The sequence below is a fragment of the Acinetobacter sp. CIP 53.82 genome, from assembly GCF_000369465.1.
In the GTDB taxonomy this organism is placed as follows: domain Bacteria; phylum Pseudomonadota; class Gammaproteobacteria; order Pseudomonadales; family Moraxellaceae; genus Acinetobacter; species Acinetobacter indicus.
This window is the reverse complement of record NZ_KB850046.1, coordinates 1,062,432-1,080,138: the sequence shown is the minus strand read 5'-3', so window position 1 is coordinate 1,080,138 and position 17,707 is coordinate 1,062,432. Positions and strand designations below refer to the sequence as shown.

General features: G+C 46.2%; 13 protein-coding genes, 1 tRNA gene and 2 pseudogenes. 5 read left to right on the top strand and 11 right to left on the bottom strand.

Features of this window, described 5'->3' with window-relative positions; genetic code table 11:
* Positions 1 to 18: 18 nt before the first annotated feature.
* From acbC to F905_RS10715, 6 genes and pseudogenes are all read right to left on the bottom strand, one after another.
* Entirely contained in the window at positions 19 to 1,836 is a 1,818-nt protein-coding gene (gene acbC, locus F905_RS10740) for an acinetoferrin biosynthesis protein AcbC (protein WP_004781127.1), read from the bottom strand.
* The gene (gene acbB / locus F905_RS10735; protein ID WP_004781126.1) at positions 1,833 to 3,314 is read right to left on the bottom strand and encodes an acinetoferrin biosynthesis monooxygenase AcbB; all 1,482 of its coding nucleotides are present in this window, start codon (positions 3,312 to 3,314) and stop codon (positions 1,833 to 1,835) included. The genes acbC and acbB overlap by 4 nt, the downstream gene beginning before the upstream one ends.
* A complete protein-coding gene (acbA, locus tag F905_RS10730; protein WP_004781124.1) occupies positions 3,307 to 5,091 on the bottom strand; it encodes an acinetoferrin biosynthesis protein AcbA in 1,785 nt (594 codons plus the stop codon). The genes acbB and acbA overlap by 8 nt, the downstream gene beginning before the upstream one ends.
* 404 nt (positions 5,092 to 5,495) lie before the next feature.
* Positions 5,496 to 6,786 (bottom strand): annotated as a pseudogene (locus F905_RS10725) (ISL3-like element ISPpu12 family transposase).
* Between the two features lie 21 nt (positions 6,787 to 6,807).
* Positions 6,808 to 7,320, bottom strand: a complete 513-nt coding sequence (lspA, locus tag F905_RS10720; protein WP_000905420.1) for a signal peptidase II — start codon at positions 7,318 to 7,320, stop codon at positions 6,808 to 6,810.
* A gap of 3 nt (positions 7,321 to 7,323) precedes the next feature.
* A complete protein-coding gene (locus F905_RS10715; RefSeq protein ID WP_004964805.1) occupies positions 7,324 to 8,220 on the bottom strand; it encodes a cation efflux transmembrane domain-containing protein in 897 nt (298 codons plus the stop codon).
* Between the two features lie 95 nt (positions 8,221 to 8,315).
* On the opposite strand from F905_RS10715, the gene cadR reads away from it, so the two are divergent.
* Positions 8,316 to 8,723: a Cd(II)/Pb(II)-responsive transcriptional regulator gene (cadR, locus tag F905_RS10710; protein WP_001219642.1), complete on the top strand. Its 408-nt coding sequence runs from the start codon at positions 8,316 to 8,318 to the stop codon at positions 8,721 to 8,723.
* Positions 8,724 to 8,904: 181 nt separating this feature from the next.
* On the opposite strand, the gene F905_RS10705 is transcribed toward cadR, so the two are convergent.
* Both F905_RS10705 and F905_RS10700 read right to left on the bottom strand, forming a co-directional pair.
* Entirely contained in the window at positions 8,905 to 10,101 is a 1,197-nt protein-coding gene (locus F905_RS10705; RefSeq protein ID WP_004964802.1) for a tyrosine-type recombinase/integrase, read from the bottom strand.
* 182 nt (positions 10,102 to 10,283) lie between these two features.
* Positions 10,284 to 10,373, bottom strand: a tRNA-Ser gene (locus F905_RS10700).
* 121 nt (positions 10,374 to 10,494) lie between these two features.
* On the opposite strand from F905_RS10700, the gene F905_RS10695 reads away from it, so the two are divergent.
* Positions 10,495 to 12,375 carry a potassium transporter Kup gene (locus tag F905_RS10695; protein ID WP_005180617.1) on the top strand — a complete coding sequence of 627 codons (1,881 nt, stop codon included), beginning with the start codon at positions 10,495 to 10,497 and terminating at the stop codon, positions 12,373 to 12,375.
* An 88-nt stretch (positions 12,376 to 12,463) separates the two neighbouring features.
* Here F905_RS10695 and F905_RS10690 read toward each other — a convergent pair whose 3' ends face one another.
* Entirely contained in the window at positions 12,464 to 13,111 is a 648-nt protein-coding gene (locus F905_RS10690; RefSeq protein WP_005180615.1) for a hypothetical protein, read from the bottom strand.
* 264 nt (positions 13,112 to 13,375) lie between these two features.
* Here F905_RS10690 and F905_RS10685 point away from each other — a divergent pair, with 264 nt between their 5' ends.
* Together F905_RS10685 and F905_RS10680 are read left to right on the top strand one after the other, a co-directional pair.
* Entirely contained in the window at positions 13,376 to 14,458 is a 1,083-nt protein-coding gene (locus F905_RS10685; protein WP_005180613.1) for a DNA/RNA non-specific endonuclease, read from the top strand.
* Positions 14,459 to 14,528: 70 nt separating this feature from the next.
* Positions 14,529 to 14,774 carry a hypothetical protein gene (locus tag F905_RS10680; RefSeq protein ID WP_005180612.1) on the top strand — a complete coding sequence of 82 codons (246 nt, stop codon included), beginning with the start codon at positions 14,529 to 14,531 and terminating at the stop codon, positions 14,772 to 14,774.
* A 107-nt stretch (positions 14,775 to 14,881) separates the two neighbouring features.
* On the opposite strand, the pseudogene aqpZ reads toward F905_RS10680, so the two are convergent.
* Positions 14,882 to 15,569, bottom strand: a pseudogene (aqpZ, locus tag F905_RS10675) (aquaporin Z).
* 103 nt (positions 15,570 to 15,672) lie between these two features.
* Complete coding sequence (locus F905_RS10670) at positions 15,673 to 16,689, bottom strand: AraC family transcriptional regulator (RefSeq protein WP_005180609.1); 1,017 nt, start codon at positions 16,687 to 16,689, stop codon at positions 15,673 to 15,675.
* Positions 16,690 to 16,799: 110 nt separating this feature from the next.
* Here F905_RS10670 and F905_RS10665 point away from each other — a divergent pair, with 110 nt between their 5' ends.
* Entirely contained in the window at positions 16,800 to 17,432 is a 633-nt protein-coding gene (locus F905_RS10665; protein WP_005180607.1) for a sterol desaturase family protein, read from the top strand.
* Positions 17,433 to 17,707 lie beyond the last annotated feature (275 nt).

The following is a 17,707-nucleotide window of genomic DNA, read 5'->3' as shown; positions in this document are numbered from 1 at the left end:
ATAAAATGACGAATAAAATTAGCCCGCTTTTGCTTGGCGAGGTTGTTCTGCCCATGTTTTCAATGTTTCTGGGCTAACTGGATTTGCAATAGGATCAAGGAAGACAGGAACAGGACGTTCTGCTTCATCGTTATAACTTGTGGTAAATAGACGTACACGGTTTAAACAAATTTTGGTGTAACTTGGACGCAGCATGGCGAATTTATCAGCACGTTCAGCCAGTTCTGGGTGTTTTTGGTTAAATTCAACAATCGTGTTGGAAATGGTCTGCCAGAAATCAAGCTCAGAATATTCAGGATAGTCTTGCAAGAACACATTACAGATATAGCGGTAATGCACCATGAACAGACCTGTGAAAATAAAATGGCTTAGATCAGTCGCTTCATGACGGAGTAATAAATCTGCTTCAGATGGTAACTGAGCTAACTCAGGAAAATCCTCATCCACTAAATTGATGTCATCAATGAAATCTTTTAATACCATGGCTTTCGGCACACCATTTTCATGTACCAACATTGTGTTCTCACCGTGTGGTGAAAATGCTAAACCATAACGATATAAGCAAAGTAATAATGGACTCATGCTTACTTGAGCAAATTGTGCTAACCAATCCAAAGGACTTAAACCTGATGCTTGGATCAACACGCTCAGGATCGATTGACCTGAAATATCACGGTGTAACAATGCTGCTTGAGATAACACTTGATGAGATGGATCAACATAACGATCAACACTTTCACGCCATAAACAACCGAACAGCTCTTTAAATTGATACGGTGCACCGTCAATGCGGTCAAAACACGGCTGATGGATAGTTAAAGTCGCAACTTCACCTAAGAAAATCACACCTGTATTTTGTAAGTCTTGATCTTGTTGATGAATTCTTTTTAACCATGCGGTCACTGCTGGAGCTGCTAGATTACGCTTTGAGGGTAATCCACGATAAACAGCGGTATTAAAAATACTGACAGGCAACTTAATGTAATGGCGTTGTAGGTTTGACGTATTGCATAATGTGCGGATTGATTGCATCGGCACATAGCTATCTTGGCTGATATTTAACTCAATAATTTTCTGATCCACAATCTCATTGGCATAAGTCGGAACAAGCCATTGATGCCATTGCCAAGCATGTACGGGAATCAAAAAGTAATTTTGTGGATCTAGGTTTTTTTCTTGGAGAATATTGATGAACTGCTGTAGTTCATTGGCATCAAATTCATGTTGATATAAACCGCAGGCACTCCAATCTTCAGTACTTCGATACTCTGCTAAATCACGATGTACGGCTAACCACAACACTTTAACTTCAGGTGAAAGCTCTGGTGCAGCGCTTAAATAATCATCATAACCAAAACCCATACGCCCTTTACTCATGATGAGCCAAGGATGACCACGTAGCATGCCTTCAACTTTGTAATGTGGCTCTGTCAAAACCGCTATACTTGGCAAACGTGTTTCATTGAACAAATGTGCTTCTGCCAGCCAAGTATTATTCATTTCTTTGATCAAATACGCTTTGGTAAATGGCTTAACATTAGAACTGTCAGACATTGCGACAATAAACTCATGTAAGTTCCAAGCAGGTTGATCATTTTCCTGACTATGAGTCACATCACGTACCGAAGCTTCCTGAATATTCCAGTGTCCGAGTAGATATTGATTTCCTTGAAACTCATACTGACGATTGCCTAAATCTAAACGATAACGCCCTGCTGACAATGCTTTAACTTCAATAATTTCTTCGTATAGAAACTCTGCAATCGCCATTTCAATAAGACGTTGTCCTGCGGCACGCCATTGCTGCTGATTAATTTTTAAAGTTGCAAAGTTCATATCAGTTTCTCATATGTTGAATGTACAGAAGCAGTTTGTGTATGTGTGTTTGCACCACGACGATTAGGATGCGCCGTCATCACGTTCTGTTCTGTTTTCTTGAAAATTGAATGGTTTTTATTGGGAGAATTTTCGCAAAGGCACTCGTTTGATTGTGCTTTGTCATCTGCCATACAAATTTTTGGATTTTGAGAGAGATTAAAGTGTTGGAATGTCTGCGCTTGATTGCCTAATTCATAAAGAGGCTCAGCAAGCAATTGATTAATGATCTTTGCTGCACGATAAGCACCAAGACCTAAATCAGGTGTGCCGACACCATGACTATGCATTTCCTGATTTTGAACAAAAATATGACCATTCAGCCGATGTACAACACGATAGTCGTCTGTAATCTGCCAACGCTGTTTATGATCAAACTCGATGTATGGCTTGAGCAACTGCATAAAACCAAAATCAGGTGTGAAATAACCCGTCGCGGCTACAAGAAAATCACAGTCGAGATGAAAAGACTGAGCTGTAGCACGATGCTGGAAATGCAGTCGGATTTTTTGTGTATCCAATGCTTCTGCATCTTTCAAATCACATTGACTATGTAAATGTGTCTGTAAGCTTTGACCTGCAATACTGCGGTGATAAAGTCTTTGATAAATTTCCCGAATGGTTTTTGCACTAATTCCCTTGTATAACAAGGCTTGTTGCTTTAACTGCTGTTCCTTTTGCTGCGCAGTCAAATCATAAAAATGCTGTGCATAATCTGGACTAAAATGTTCCAAACCTAATGGCGCATACTCCATCGGGAAGAAACCTTGAGAACGAGTAAACCAATGCAAATCAAACTGATGATTAACAGTATCTTGCTGTTCATCAAATAAGTCGATAAACACTTCAGCTGCAGATTGTCCAGAACCAAGTACGACCACATCGCCATGTAAATCTGTATCGGCATGCGTCATATACTGTGCTGAATGCAGACATTGTTGTGGACGGACTTTCTGAATCTTTGCCAAACATTCAGGCAAATATGGCACATTACCACTTCCAATCACTAAATGACGGCATAAATAACTTTGCTGAACACCGTTTGATTCAACGACTACTTTAAAACCTATCGTTTGAGGTTCAATCTTTAGAACCTGCGACTGGTATTCGATACAATCAAGTTGTTCTGCAACCCATTGGCAATAGTGGTTGTATTCACAACGTGGAATATGTGGCTGCTCTAAAAAGTAAAACTTATACAAACGTTGCTGATGACGCAGATAATTCAAAAAACTAAATGGACTGGTTGGATCAACCATCGAGACTAAATCTGCCATAAATGGCACTTGTAATACCGTATTAGGTAGTTGCATACCTGCATGCCAATCAAATTGCGCCTTTTGCTCAAAAAATACGTAATCGAGTGAGCTTTTGTTTTGTAGCAAACTAGCAAGACTTAAATTAAAAGGTCCTAGACCAATTCCAATAAAATCAAGCATAACTGACATCCTTCTGTGAAATACGCAGTGGATTTGGCAGTTGCACGTAAACAGATTGATTTTCTACAGGTGCGATCAACTCGTCTAATTCATGCAAACGTGTCAGCAAGTTGCCTTTATAAGGCAGCGTTGAATTGAACAGTAGTCCTTGTATTAAGGTACTCTCAGGATATTGCTGTAATTGCTCTTCTAAAAATCCAGTTAGATGCGCTAACAATTCATCTTCAGTGATATAGCCTGTTGCACCGATGGCATTAATAATCCCGAACAAAGTATTGCCAAAGAAATAATAACTAAAACGTTCATCAACAAAAGCTTTCGGACCTACCGCAAAGGCTTTTTCTTTCAGTTCAGGAAGTGCTTGCAGAATTTCAGTGGCAAATTCTTCAATATAATAAAAACCTTGGTTATCACGTAACCATAAAGTTTTAGGAAAATGGTTTTCGAGTTCTAATAATACATTTTGTTGATGTGACTCAAATGCCATACCATAACGATGGTATAGATACATCAAAGGCTGCAAACTGACTTCGAGGAACCGATTAAACCAATCTGAAGCAATCTCTGAAACTTCAGCATCAGGATGGGCTTTCGCAATTTTTGCAAATAAGGCATTAAAACGATTTAAAGGCTTGATCGGATGATCTTGGCACAAAGATGCGATACAAGTGACTTGTTGTTGTGGATGGAATGGTTGATCTCGGAAAATACAAATACTTTCATTGATCACTTCATCATCGATTTTTAAAGCGATCCAAGCTGGATCATTGACTGCTTTTAGACTTGGACACTGTTTAAGAATATTTTGCCCAAACTCACTATGCCACAGACGATGTGTCAATTCACCACGATGACATTCTTTGGCCAAATTCACTCGAATAGAATTGGTAATCATCACTGAAAGTGACGGCTTCATCATCCAAGGTGCATTGAAGCTCGCTAATGTGCGTATGGAAGTGGTTGGAGAGAATTGCCAACCACGCAAGCCCAAATCAATCAGTTGCCCTGTTTGCTTTAATCGTTCAAACCAAGCTTTGCCCTGTAAATAACGCGCTTGCCATGGATGTAAAGGAAGTAACTTATATTCCGCATGTGTCTTTAATAAATTGAGATCACTTTCAGATAAATACCACTGTAACGCAGTTTTTAATTGCGCTGAAATAGGTTCATCAGTCGCACTACCTTCTGCAATATAATCTTGGTGCACTAGCCAATAATGAAGTTGAGTCTTACCTTTATTTTCAGGAGAAAAGTTTAACCAATCTTCATGAACAAAGCCTGTCCTACTTTTTGGCGCGGGATGCATACTATGCCCTAAAATCAAAGCTTGCTCTGTTTCAATAAAGCTTTGCCCTGCTTTTACTAAATCATCAAATTCATATTCACGATTTTGTAAAAACTGTTGTAGCGCATCTCGACTTTGAATCCATTTTTCAACTAATGAAGCAGCATCTAGATGAACAGCGGCTTCTTGAACAAGTTCTTCTAGCAACAACCCAACAATTGCTACAGGACTAAATACCTTAATTTTTTCATCGATGATAATTTGCGGAAGATCTGCTAAGCGATGTCGCCCCACACAGCTCACATAAGATAAAGGGAAAAAGCAACGTGCTTGAATAGAGGTAATCGGTATTGATAACAGCGTCAAACCTTGGCTAAACGTCTGTAGTTGAAGAGATTGCTGACTTTTATGAAGCAAGTGACCTTTGCCAGTTTCTTGCGTATATGCATTGACGAAATGTTGTAACGCCAACCGATTAGCAAGTGAATGCATCTGTCAATATCCTCTTTCAAAAGAGTTAATTTGTTTTTCGAAATGTTTTAGGCCTGAAACACATCTTAAGTACAAGGGAGTTTGTAGTTAAGATAGAACTAATGATAATTATTATCATTTACTATTTCAATTCCATAAAGAACCTAGAAAAACAACACTAAATCATTGAATTTATTTTGTTTAACAAGGAATATTGCTCAGTAAAGATACAAAAAGATAATAATAATTCTCATTAAATAAAATGATCAGCTTGTAGCCATCAATAGTTTTTATAGATGTATAAAATTTTTAAATAGTCTCAAATGTAATATTTCCCCACATCAAAAATCTAATATGTCAAAAAATAGGGTATACGGATTTAATGGTTGATGGGGCACCTTCACCCCATCAATCTGATACCACCCTCAGATGGTTGATAGATCGACTCCGTAGTTGAGTTCCTCTGCGAAGTCCGGCAGTCCGTAACCGATGGTTTTCTTGTAGAAAGGAGAGACCTTCGCAGTCGGTGCCTTCTTCTTGTGCTTCGTGGTGTAGAGCATTCGTGCCCGCATCACCTCGAAGGAGTAACCGCGCCCTTCACGGTTCTTGTCCTTGGCCAGTCGGTTGATGGACTCCGTGTAAGCGTTGGTGACGGGCATGTCCGTCTCGAAGTAGGTCATGGTCTCTTCGCGCCAGTTTCCCACTGCCCTGACCAGATCGCTCCAGACTTCCTTTTGGCCCTTCGGGATGGTAGCTATCCACTCGTCCAGGGCGGCTTCTGCCTGGAGCCGTGTGGTGGCGTCCCAGATGCCGTAGAAGCGCTCCTTGTGCTCGTAGGCGGCCAGCAGTTGCGGGAACGCGCCTGTCCAGGTCTCCATGATGAGGCGCTCCCGGTCTGAGACTTCGTGAGCGCGTTTCAGCAGGATTTTCCGGTCTCCCTTGAGAGTCCGGCTCTGGGACGGTTTCAGCTCCTTTCTGAGGTCCTTGCGCACTCTCTCTAGGGCATCGTTGGCCATGCGCACCACATGGAACTTATCGACCACGATACGGGCCTGGGGCAGCACAGCCTTGACCGCTGCCCGGTAGGGGTTCCACATGTCCATGCTGACGATCTCGACCTTCTGCCGGTCTTTCAGCTTCATCAGGTAGTTGGTCACCACGTCCTGGCGGCGGGTGGCCAGCAGGTCGAGCAGGGTTCGCTCCTCAATGTTGGGTCAGAATGCAGCGGTAGCGCTTGTTCAGGTATAGCTCGTCAATGCCCAGGATGCGGGGCGTCTCGAAGCGGTGCCAGCGCCCCAGCAACTCGGCGCGGGCGTTGAAGATGTCGCGCACCGTCTTCTCGTCCAGGCCGGTCTGTGCCGCCACAAAGGTGTAGGGGTGGTTGAAGGATTCCTTCTCCACGTACTCATGCAGCCGCAGTGTCATACGGAATCCGTCCACCATCTCCGGTAGCTGGGGCCTGAATGTTGTCTTGCAGGCCCGGCAGGTGTATCGGCGGCGGACCACCCAGAGAGTGACCCGCTTGCCGTGGATGGGCAGATCACGATAGGGAACGTCACGCTTGCCGAACCGTACGAACTCACCCTGCACGCCGCATTCCTCGCAGGCGATGGGATCGGGCACGTCCACCTGGAAGTGCATTTCGTCGTCGGTTGATTTGCAGCCCAGTACTTGGTATTGCGGCAGGTGAAGGATGTTGTCGGGAAGTTCGGTCATGGTGTTGTATAGGCGTAGGTGTCAGTCAGATCCATCCGACTCGGCATTGGTGTTTGCTTTTTTACCCAACAAGCTGCTGGAAACTAAAAGTAAGGCACCGAGGACAATTGCAATATCAGCCAGGTTGAAGGCCGGCCAATGCCAGTCTCGCCAATAGAAATCAAAGGAATCCACAACATAGCCGCGAAAGACCCGGTCAATCAGGTTGCCCATGGCGCCACCGAGGATAAGACTGTAAGCGATGGCTTCTCCTTTATGACGATTTTCAAGGATCAGCTTGATCAGAAAAATCGAGACCACTACCGCGATTCCGATAAAAAAGTAGCGCTGCCAGCCTCCACCATTCGCAAAAAGACTGAATGCGGCACCGGTATTCCATACGTGTACCCAGTTAAAGAATGAGGTCACTGAAATAGACTCGCCATATGCCATTGATTGTTGCACCAGCCATTTTACGGCCTGATCAGACGCTGCCAGCAGGCCCGATATGGACAATAGGGCATACGGCGAGAGCTTTTTGCCAATAATGAGCATTATTTAACCCTTCAACGCCAAAATGCGTCTAGCACCGTTAAGTACAATTACCCCCACGATGGTGCCGATAATCAGATCCGGATAATTGGACCCGGTCCACGCGACCAGAGCGCCGGCGGTGATGACCCCCAGGTTGATCACCACGTCGTTGGCCGAGAATATCCAGCTTGCCTTCATGTGCGCTCCGCCCTCCCGATGTTTGGATATGAGCAGCAGACAACTGGTATTGGCAATCAATGCGACGAAGGCGATCGCCATCATCATCAGCGATTCAGGCTCACTACCGAAAACAAAGCGTCGCACCACCTCGACGAGTACGCCGATAGCCAAAATCAGTTGCAGTACCCCTGCCAGATGCGCGGCACGTACCTGCATTTTCGCACTGCGCCCTACGGCATAGAGAGCCAGACCATAGACGGCTGCATCGGCAAACATATCCAGGGAATCAGCGATCAGGCCGGTAGACTGGGCGATCAGGCCAGCAGTCATTTCCACCACGAACATGATCGCATTGATACCGAGCAACACGCGCAGAGTGCCTGACTCCTGCGTAGCAGAGACTGCCGAGCTCTCAGCGGCCTTGATCGTCTCTGGGTCGGCAATGACGGTTTCCTGAAGCGAGGCGCCTAGCCCCAAGGTCGCCAGTTTCGCGGTAATGGGCTCAGCCTCGCCGTCATGCACGACCTTCAACCGGCGGTTCGACAAGTCGAAGGACAGTGCCCGAATCCCCTCAACGCCGTTCAGGGCCAGGCGAATCATGCGCTCTTCTGATGGACAGTCCATCTTCGGCACGGCATAAACACTGACCCATCTCCCTGGCGCCTCGGAGGAGGCCTGCATATCGATATCCGCCGCAGGCCTTGCATGGTCGCCACAGGGGCCTCCGCAGTTTTTACTCATGATATGACTCCACTTGAATGTGATCGGGTTTTCATTTAAAACTATATAGTAGCTATAATGTCAATAGCGTAGAGAATCCGTTGCGGAGGAACCCGATGCGTATTGGTCAGTTGGCACAGTCAGTAGGGGTAGATACACAGACGATCCGCTTCTACGAACGGCAGGGCTTGTTGCCGCCGCCTGGTCGGCAGGAGAACGGTTACCGTGTCTATACCGAGAAACACGTTGAGCGGCTGGCCTTTATTCGTCGCTGCCGCATCCTGGATCTGTCACTGGCAGAAATTCACGAACTAAAGCGCTATCAGGACGACCCTCATCAGTCCTGTACCGCTGTCAATGCCTTGCTCGATGATCACATCTCTCATGTGCGCTCGCAGATAACCGCTCTACAGGCGCTTGAGAAACAACTCGTTTCACTAAGAGCGCGTTGCAACGATGACCGGGAAGTTAAGGCGTGTGGGGTTCTTGCTGGAATTAGCGAGGGAAGCATGCATCAGCAGTAGGTTGGAGTGCCAACCAGATAATCCGATGAGATGCCGGTTTGCCTCACTCTCATGCAAAGGTAAGATCAACCATTTAATCCGCTTACCCTAAAAAGCCTACCATAGAAACTTTTAGAAGTTTTGAAGAGAAAAATATCATCGTTGCAAAATAGCCCAAAATTTAGCCTATTGCATAGACTATTTACCCTATCTTTTGCTTCGGAAAAGGCACAATTTTATTTCTCAAACTATCAATAAAATCAGACCATTCTTGCATCATCTTGATTCGATATTCTAAGTGTTGAGCATGGTTATAAGCTTGAGATACGGCATTACCAACTCGATGTGCTAACTGAATTTCAATTGCATCATGCATATAGCCCTGCTCATGAAGTGTCGTTGATGCAAGTCCACGGAATCCATGACCAGTCATTTTACCGTTATAGCCCATCGTACGGATCACACAGAGGAGTGCATTGCTACTCATGGGCTTTGCCGTGCTATGGTTATAGAAAACGTACTGCTTATTGCCGGTGAGAGGCCGTAATCCTTCAATGAGTTCAATTGCCTGTTTGGATAATGGAACAATGTGAGGCTGAGCCATTTTCATTTTCTCAGCAGGTATTCGCCATAAATGATTATCAAAATCAATCTCATTCCACTCCATCATTCTGAGTTCAGCTGTGCGTACAAAAGTCAGCGTCATTAGTTGAATGGCTGTTTTAATCATTGGATTGCCATGATAGCGGTCCATTCGCTCAAGGAAGGGTGGGAACTCAGAAATATCCAAACGTGCCATATGCTTCACTTTACGAGGTTTTAAAGCCTCATGAAGATGAGGTGTCGGATCATTCTCGATGAGACCCTTACGAATCGCAAAACGGAAAATACGACCTGCTAAAGGTATGGAGCGTTTAGCCATTTCCTGTGCGCCACGTTCTTCGATTTTTTTGGCACAGGCAAGCACATCTTTACCTTTGATTTGATCAATAGGCATATTGCCTAAATCTGGGAAAAGGTCTTTTTCAAATACGGATAAATCACGTAAATAGGTATTTTCTTTAATAACAGCTTTACGGTCTTCCATCCATTCCATAGCAAGTGCTTTGAAAAGCGTATTTTCAGCAGCTTGTTGTTTCTTTTGCTTCTTCGCTTCGTTGGGATTAATCCCATCTTTTAACTTTAACCGAGCTTCGTCTCGAATTCTTCTTGCTTGAGCCAGTGAGGTTTCAGGATAGGTACCGATGCTGAAAATATTTTCTTTACCGTTAAAGCGGAACTTCATTCGCCAATACATACCGCCCGATGGTGTGACTTCTAAGTACATACCTTTCTCATCGGAATAACGAGCTTTTTTTTCTAGGGGTTTAAGCTTTCGTACTTTTGCATCTGTAAGCATTTTGAAGTTCCGCAGAAATTGGGGGTATAAAAATTGGGGGTATAAATATGTACCCCCAGTTATACCCCCAACTGGAACAGGATTTCAATAGATGTTGTGAGATAGCATAAGACAAAAAAAAGACCTAAACCCTTGTGGTTTAAGTCTTTTAAGATCCCATAAGACATCGTGGGAATGATATTTGGCGGTGAGAGAGGGATTCGAACCCTCGATACGCGTCAACGTATACACACTTTCCAGGCGTGCTCCTTCAGCCACTCGGACACCTCACCATAGGCCGTGGATAATACCCAAAAAAAGTCACTCTGCCAAGCTGAAACAATTGATTTGCGGAAAAACTTTTGGGCTGGTGCTATTATGCGCAAAAATACGGTCTATCCATGAAGACATTCTATGCAAAGTACTGCAAAAAAAGCCGCCCTGCCTGTGATTACCCTCGCGGCACTGGGCGTAGTTTTTGGTGACATTGGAACGAGTCCACTCTATGCCTTGCGTCAATGTTTCCTGACCGCACATCTGGCCATTTCTGAAGGCAGTGTTCTGGGGATTTTATCGCTGATCTTCTGGTGCATGATGCTGACCATCAGCTTTAAATACGTCACCATCATCATGCGCGCAGACAACAACGGTGAAGGCGGAATCATGTCGCTGCTGGCCTTAAACCTGCGTACCACCCGTATTTCTGAACAGAAGAAAATCTACCTGATTGCACTGGGCTTTATTGGTGCATCGCTGTTTTTTGGTGATGGGATTATTACCCCGGCCATTTCGGTGCTGTCGGCGATTGAAGGGCTGAGTATTGCCACCCCGATGTTTAACCAGTGGCTGATTCCCTTATCTATCGGGATTCTGGCCGGACTGTTTCTGGTGCAGCGTCATGGTACCGGCATCATGGGCACCTTCTTTGGGCCGTTGACCCTGCTCTGGTTCCTGTCGATTGGTGGGGTGGGGCTGTGGAGTATTATCCAGACGCCATATGTGCTGGCGATGGTTAGTCCGCACTGGGCCATTAACTTTGTGCTGGAACAGCCTTATGTGGCCTTTTTAACCATGGGCGCAGTCATTTTGACCATGACCGGTGGTGAAGCGATTTATGCCGATATGGGGCATTTTGGCCGCTTGCCGATCCGGATGGCCTGGTTTGTGATTGTGCTGCCATGTCTGTTATTGAATTACGCCGGACAGGGCGCCTTGTTGCTGCGTGATCCGGACGCGATTACCAATCCTTTCTATCTGCTGGTGCCGGACTGGGGTCTGTATCCGATGATTGCGCTGGCCACGGCTGCGGCGGTGATTGCCTCACAGGCGGTGATTACTGGCGTATTTTCGATGGTCAATCAGGCTATTCAGCTGCGTTATTTGCCGCGTTTATCGGTCAAACATACCTCAGAAGTGGAACAGGGCCAGATTTATCTGCCGTTCATTAACTGGGTACTGTTTGTATCGGTGGTGATTCTGATTCTGCTGTTTGAAAACAGTGCCAATCTGGCCAGTGCCTATGGCGTAGCGGTGACCATGACCATGCTCTGCGGCACCATTTTAATTTCCATTCTGGCCTATGGTTTCTGGCGTTGGCCGGTGTGGAAAGTGCTGCTGTTTGCACTGCCTTTTTCAATTCTGGATCTGATTTTTGTCGGTTCAACCTCACTGAAAATTGTCGCCGGTGGCTGGGTACCAATTTTAATTGGTGCCATTGTATTTACCCTCCTGATGACCTGGAAAGATGGCCGTGCCTTGCTGATTCATCATCTGGAAAAAGATGCCTTGCCGATTGAGCTGTTTATTAAAAGTATCAGCATGGGCAATGACACCAAATTTGTGCCGGGCGAAGCGGTATTCTTGACTGGTACGCCGAATATCGTGCCACATGCGATGCTGCATAACATCAAGCACAATAAGGTGTTGCATGAGCGCAATATTATGGTGACGGTGGTGACGCGCGATATTCCGTATGTGCCGCAAGAAGAGCGGGTGAAGATTGAACGGCTAGATGAACGTTTTTACCGGATTTTTATCTATTACGGTTTTAAAGATCAGCCGAATATTCCGCGCGCGTTAAAGCAGGCCTATGATGAATTGGGCTTTGAATTCGACATGATGCAAATGAGCTTCTTTATTTCACGTGAACGCATTATCAGCACAGTCGGCGAAGGCATGGCACCGTGGCGGGAAAAGCTGTTTATTTCGATGCAGCGCAATACCAGTCCGGTCAGTGACTTCTACCAGATTCCGACCAACCGGGTTGTGGAGCTGGGCAGTCAAATCCAGATCTGATGCAACGGCGTGGTCTCAACGCAACTGCAATAAAAAAACCAGAGCATAGCTCTGGTTTTTTTGGAGGATAAAAGCCTAAAACAGGTCTTTAATTGGCTTCATTCAGGCTTGGGGCTTCAGGTAAGGCTTGAACAGGCGCTTGCATTTGCTCGGCGCCAGCTTCAGGTGCGGCCTGAATAGCAGGGTCTGCCATTGGTGCTGCTTCTGGTGCAGCGGCTAAGGCTTCCTGGGTAACATCGGTTTCGGCTTCTATACCATTCACCGGCGCTTCAGCTGAGGAGTCCATCATGGGTGCTGCATTCTGGGCGGCTTCCGCGGTAGGTGCAGTTAACTCTGCTACGGGTGGTTCAGTAATAGGCTGCGCGCCCTGTGCCAGCGGATCGGTTGACTGGCCGGCCGGTACCGGTTGTGAGGTCAGCGCTGATGCATCGGGTGCAACCGCTTGTGCCGGGGCATCATGGCCTGGCGCCTGGGCGGGTGCATCTGCCGGAATCACATCCAGCTGCGGATTGGTCGGCATCGGCTGAACCACTTGCGGATTGGCTTCAGAGACAATGCGCACCTGACCGCTGGCCACGATATCCTGCAATGAACCCGGCTGACCATTGACCGTGGTTACCACTTTGGCTTTCGACAAGCTTTCCAGGGTATCATCCGGTTGAATGGGAGGTTCGGCAAAGGCAGTTGCACTCATTAAACCGGTAATCAGGCCGGCACCCAGTAATTTGGAATACATAGATTCCTCCATCAAATTTTTATCACACGATTTTTTCGTGAACTACCTTGGCATATAACACTGGCCTGACGCAACGCAGCACACTGAAAGCCATCCAGACTTATCATAAACTGTGTTAAAACTCTGACAGACTGTTACACAGTCACCGCCTGTACAGCGGTTTATTGTCTAATTGTTAAGCGAACAACAGCCAGAACATATACAAGCTGCAGACCCCTTGTTAAGCTCGGCCAATATGTGATTCTTATAGTTTTTAGCAGTGTAATGGCCAGAAAAAAGCGCAGTACAAATCCGCCTCTCTTTCCCTTTTTTCATCAAGGAAGTTTAAAAGTTGTTTTAGGTGTGGTGGCCGCTGGCAGTTTCGCGATTGCCTTTGGACAGGAAAAAATCAGCCAGTGGATGTCCTTGACACCAAGCACTTCGAATAGTGCCTGTCTGGAACAATTTTACCGTGATGTGCCGCCGTATTTAATTAAAGACAGCCTGCGCAAAGACAGTTATCCGCTGTGCTTTAATGGTTTTAACGTGATGTATTCCGGTGTGTCCAAAACTCCGCTGTGGGTGGCAGAAAGTCTGACCCCGGCGCGTTTAAGCCAGAAAATTCCACGTGAAGACAGTTTTCATGAAGAAGAGCGGGTGAGAGAGCAGCACCGCGCGACCTTAGCGGATTATCGCGGTTCAGGCTATGACCGCGGACATATGGCCCCAAATGCGGATATGTCCAATAAAGCGGCACAATACGACAGCTTCTCGCTGGCCAATATGGTGCCACAAGCGCCGAAGAATAATCAGCAGGTCTGGCGTGAACTGGAAGAAGCCACCCGTGCGCTGGTGACCAAGCATAAACAGGATGTGTATGTCATCACCGGGCCGACTTTTAGTGGCAAAAAACTGAAAGCGATTGGTAATGGGGTGATTGTTCCGACCTCGGTGTATAAAGCCATTTACTTACCTAAAACCGGCGCAATTGGCGCCTACTACGCACCGAATGACAATTCCCTGCAGGTCAAGGTGGTCAGCGTCTGTTATTTAGAAGAACAGTTGGGCATTAACCTGTTTCCGCAGCTGACCGAAGAGCAAAAACGCAATACCTATAAATTGCCGCTGACCGCCAACGCGGTAAAAGCCAATAAACCACTGGAATATTCGCATTGGGATGCAGAAAGTCAGTGTGCTGAAGATGTTGCCCCGGAGCAGCTACAGGCCTTACAGCGTCAGTTTAAATCTGGCGGTAGCACGGCCACTGCCAGTGGTACAACCTTGGATGCCGAAACCCAGGATGCCATCATTAAGCAGTTGATTGAGGCCTTGTTGCACTATATCTTACAGTTAATGAATAAAAGCTGATCAGCACATATAAACGGCAGGATGAGCAATTGATCCTGCCACAACAACCAGCATTACGGCCGAGGTGGGTATGTTTAAACCGTTTCAACATGGGACAGAATCTCATGCCATTCATGATCTGACTGTCGAGAATGATCTGGACTGCGTGAATGTCTATGGCAATTTACAGCTCACCAAGGACCAGGCGGGTCTGGCTGCGGCTAAAGCCTTGCAGGCACTGCTGAATGAGGTGGTTGCGGCTCTGGAAAAAGAGCCAAATCTGCCTGAAAAAGTCCAGCGTACCGAAGTACGGGAAATCGAAAATCCTTTTCTTTGACATTCTTCCTGTCTTAGAGGACAGGGTTTTTACGCTCTAACTAATAAACTGTTCATTTAAAATATAAAAAAGCCCACCGAAGTGAGCTTGTAGGACGTGCAGCAAGATTAGTCCTTCTTGCCAACCACTTTATAAATCACCGCGCCAATTACCGCACCAATCATTGGTGCAACCCAGAATAACCAGAGCTGGCTTAAGGCTGCAGTTTCTGCAAAGAACGCTACACCGGTACTACGGGCCGGGTTGACTGAGGTGTTGGTGACCGGAATACTGATTAAGTGAATCAGGGTTAAGGCCAGACCAATTGCAATTGGCGCAAAACCGGCCGGCGCACGCTGATCGGTAGCGCCTAAAATAATAATCAGGAAAAAGGCGGTTAAGACAATTTCAATGATCAGTGCTGAAACGAGTGAATATTGCCCCGGGGATAATTCACCAAAACCATTGCTGGCAAAACCACCGGTGCCGCTAAAACCGGCCTGACCCTGGACAATCAGGTATAAAATCCAGGCCGCGACGACAGCACCCAATACCTGGGCAACGATATACGGGAGCAGTTCTTTGGCTTCAAAACGGCCGCCGGCCCATAAGCCCAGACTCACCGCCGGGTTAAAGTGACCGCCTGAAATATGCCCCAGGGCATAGGCCGCGGTTAAAACGGTTAAACCAAAGGCAATCGATACGCCAACAAAGCCAATGCCCAGTTCAGGGGAAGGCTGCAGCCAGCACGGCACTACCACAGCCGCCGAATACCAACCAGAAGGTCCCCAGAAATTCTGCACAATATTTATTCATTTTCATGTCTCCAGAATTTTATTTATGTGATGAAAATTATAAAGTGTGAAATATATCACACTATTTTTGTAAAATACTCTTTTTTTATACGCTTCAAATTAAACTAAAAAGATGAAAGATTGATTAAGTTGTTCTGACGCCATTGCTGTGGCGTGTGCTGGGTCCATTGTTTAAAGGCACGCTGAAAGGCACTCTGTTCCGAATAGCCGAGCAGCAGGGCAATTTCCTGTAGGCTTAAATGTGGATCTTTTAAATATTGTTCGGCCAGTAAGCAGCGCACTTCCTGAATCCGTTGCTGATAGGTGGTGCCTTGCTGCTGTAAATGCCGTTGTAGCTGCCGTACTGACAAATTCAGCTGTTGGGCAATATGCTCAATCTGGTACATATTGCGTTGTAAACCGGTCAGAATCGCTTGCTGTAAACGGTGATCAATCTGGGTGGAGTTTGGCAGTTTTTCCAGCAGTGCCTTGGCCTGTTGAAGCAATAAATGCTGTAAGGTCTGATCTCCCTGATAAAAGGGTTTCGACAGTTCCTGCAACGGCATTAGCACCTGGGTTTTTTCCTGGGAAAAACGTACCTTGCAATGAAAATACTGCTCATACAGCGCCACATGCCGTGGCGCCGGATTCTGGAAATGTACTTCATGCAGGCAAATATCCTGAAATTCCATAAAATGTTTCAGGAATTCCACCATCAGCGCAATGGCAATTTCATTGGTCAGTTGCGTGGTCATGGTCGGCGGCAGGTCAGCCCAGCGAATGGAGAGATAATTGCCTTGCACTTCCACCTGTAACGGACTGCCGTCGTAGACCAGCCGGTGAAAGTCATGATAGCGTTGCAGCGCTTCGCCCAGATTGTCACAGGACAGGGCAATATAGGCAATAATGCCCAGATGTTTGGGCTGCACCAGCGCGGCAATTTCCAGTCCCAACGCCGGACGCTGTAGCTGCTGTTCCAGTTCGGTCAGCAAGTCGCGCCAGAGAATATAATCAAAACGTTCCTGATGTTGGACCTGCTGTAATTTTTCTGGAACCGGCAGCTGTTGTGCTTGATAAAAGTCGTACAGCAACTGGGCCAAGCCGCCATAAATCGAGCCGGTATAATCCTTTATCCGTTGCATAGCTTGTCATTTTATTCTTGTCGTGATTTGTCAATCATATTCAATTTTTCCGTCAATATCTAGCCTGTGCCGACGCTTATAGTGAAGGAAAAGCACAGGAGGACTGGAGCATGTTAAAAGGATTTATTGCAGGTTTATTGGTGGCCAATGCCTTTGAATGGGTGGCACATAAATATGTATTACATGGTACCCATCGGCCGGGGCAGCCGCGTCACAGTCCGGTGCCACGCAGTATGCGTTCGCATTGGGAGCATCATCGTGAGGTGCGGAAAAATCAGTTTAATGATGAAAGCTATGTGATTGGCTGGTCGCACTGGCGCAATAAAAACGAGATTATCTCGCTGGCTGCTGCCGCGGGTGTGTTTGGGCTGGTGTTCTTCCCGATTTCCAAAGGCATGATGGCCGGCAGCATGTATAGTGCCCTGAATTATTACTATATTCACCGCCGTGCCCATTTGGAGCCAGAGTGGGCCAGAACAAAAATTCCCTGGCACTATGACCACCATATGAACAGCAATCAGGACGCCAACTGGTGTGTGACCAAGCCCTGGTTTGACTATATTCTGGGCACCCGGGTTATATCTTCACCGGATTTGCAGGAGCAGAATCCGCTCGGGATTGCCTTGCCACGGCCGCTGTCGACGCTATTAAACCGCGGCGCGGAAAAATTCTTCCCGGCCAAATGGGTCGACCGGAATGAAAAGCCATCCCCAGATCTTGAGCCACTACCTAAAGCCAGTTAATGAGAGGGTTGTTTATCTGCTGAGCAAATTCATCGTTGATTGGCCCAAAGTCAGTATATTCGCGGAACAATAATACTGGATCAATTATGTGATAGAGATCAAATAAAACTGATTGAAAACAACTGCTTTGTAAGCTGTTGTCGTGAATTGTCAATAAAATTGGCGTTGATGGTCAATATCTGTTCAGGGAAGTTTTCTATAGTAAAGAAGCTGAAGATAGCGGCAGAACTTCTGCCTACATCGAAGGTGATTCTGTTGAAATATGTACGTTTTAA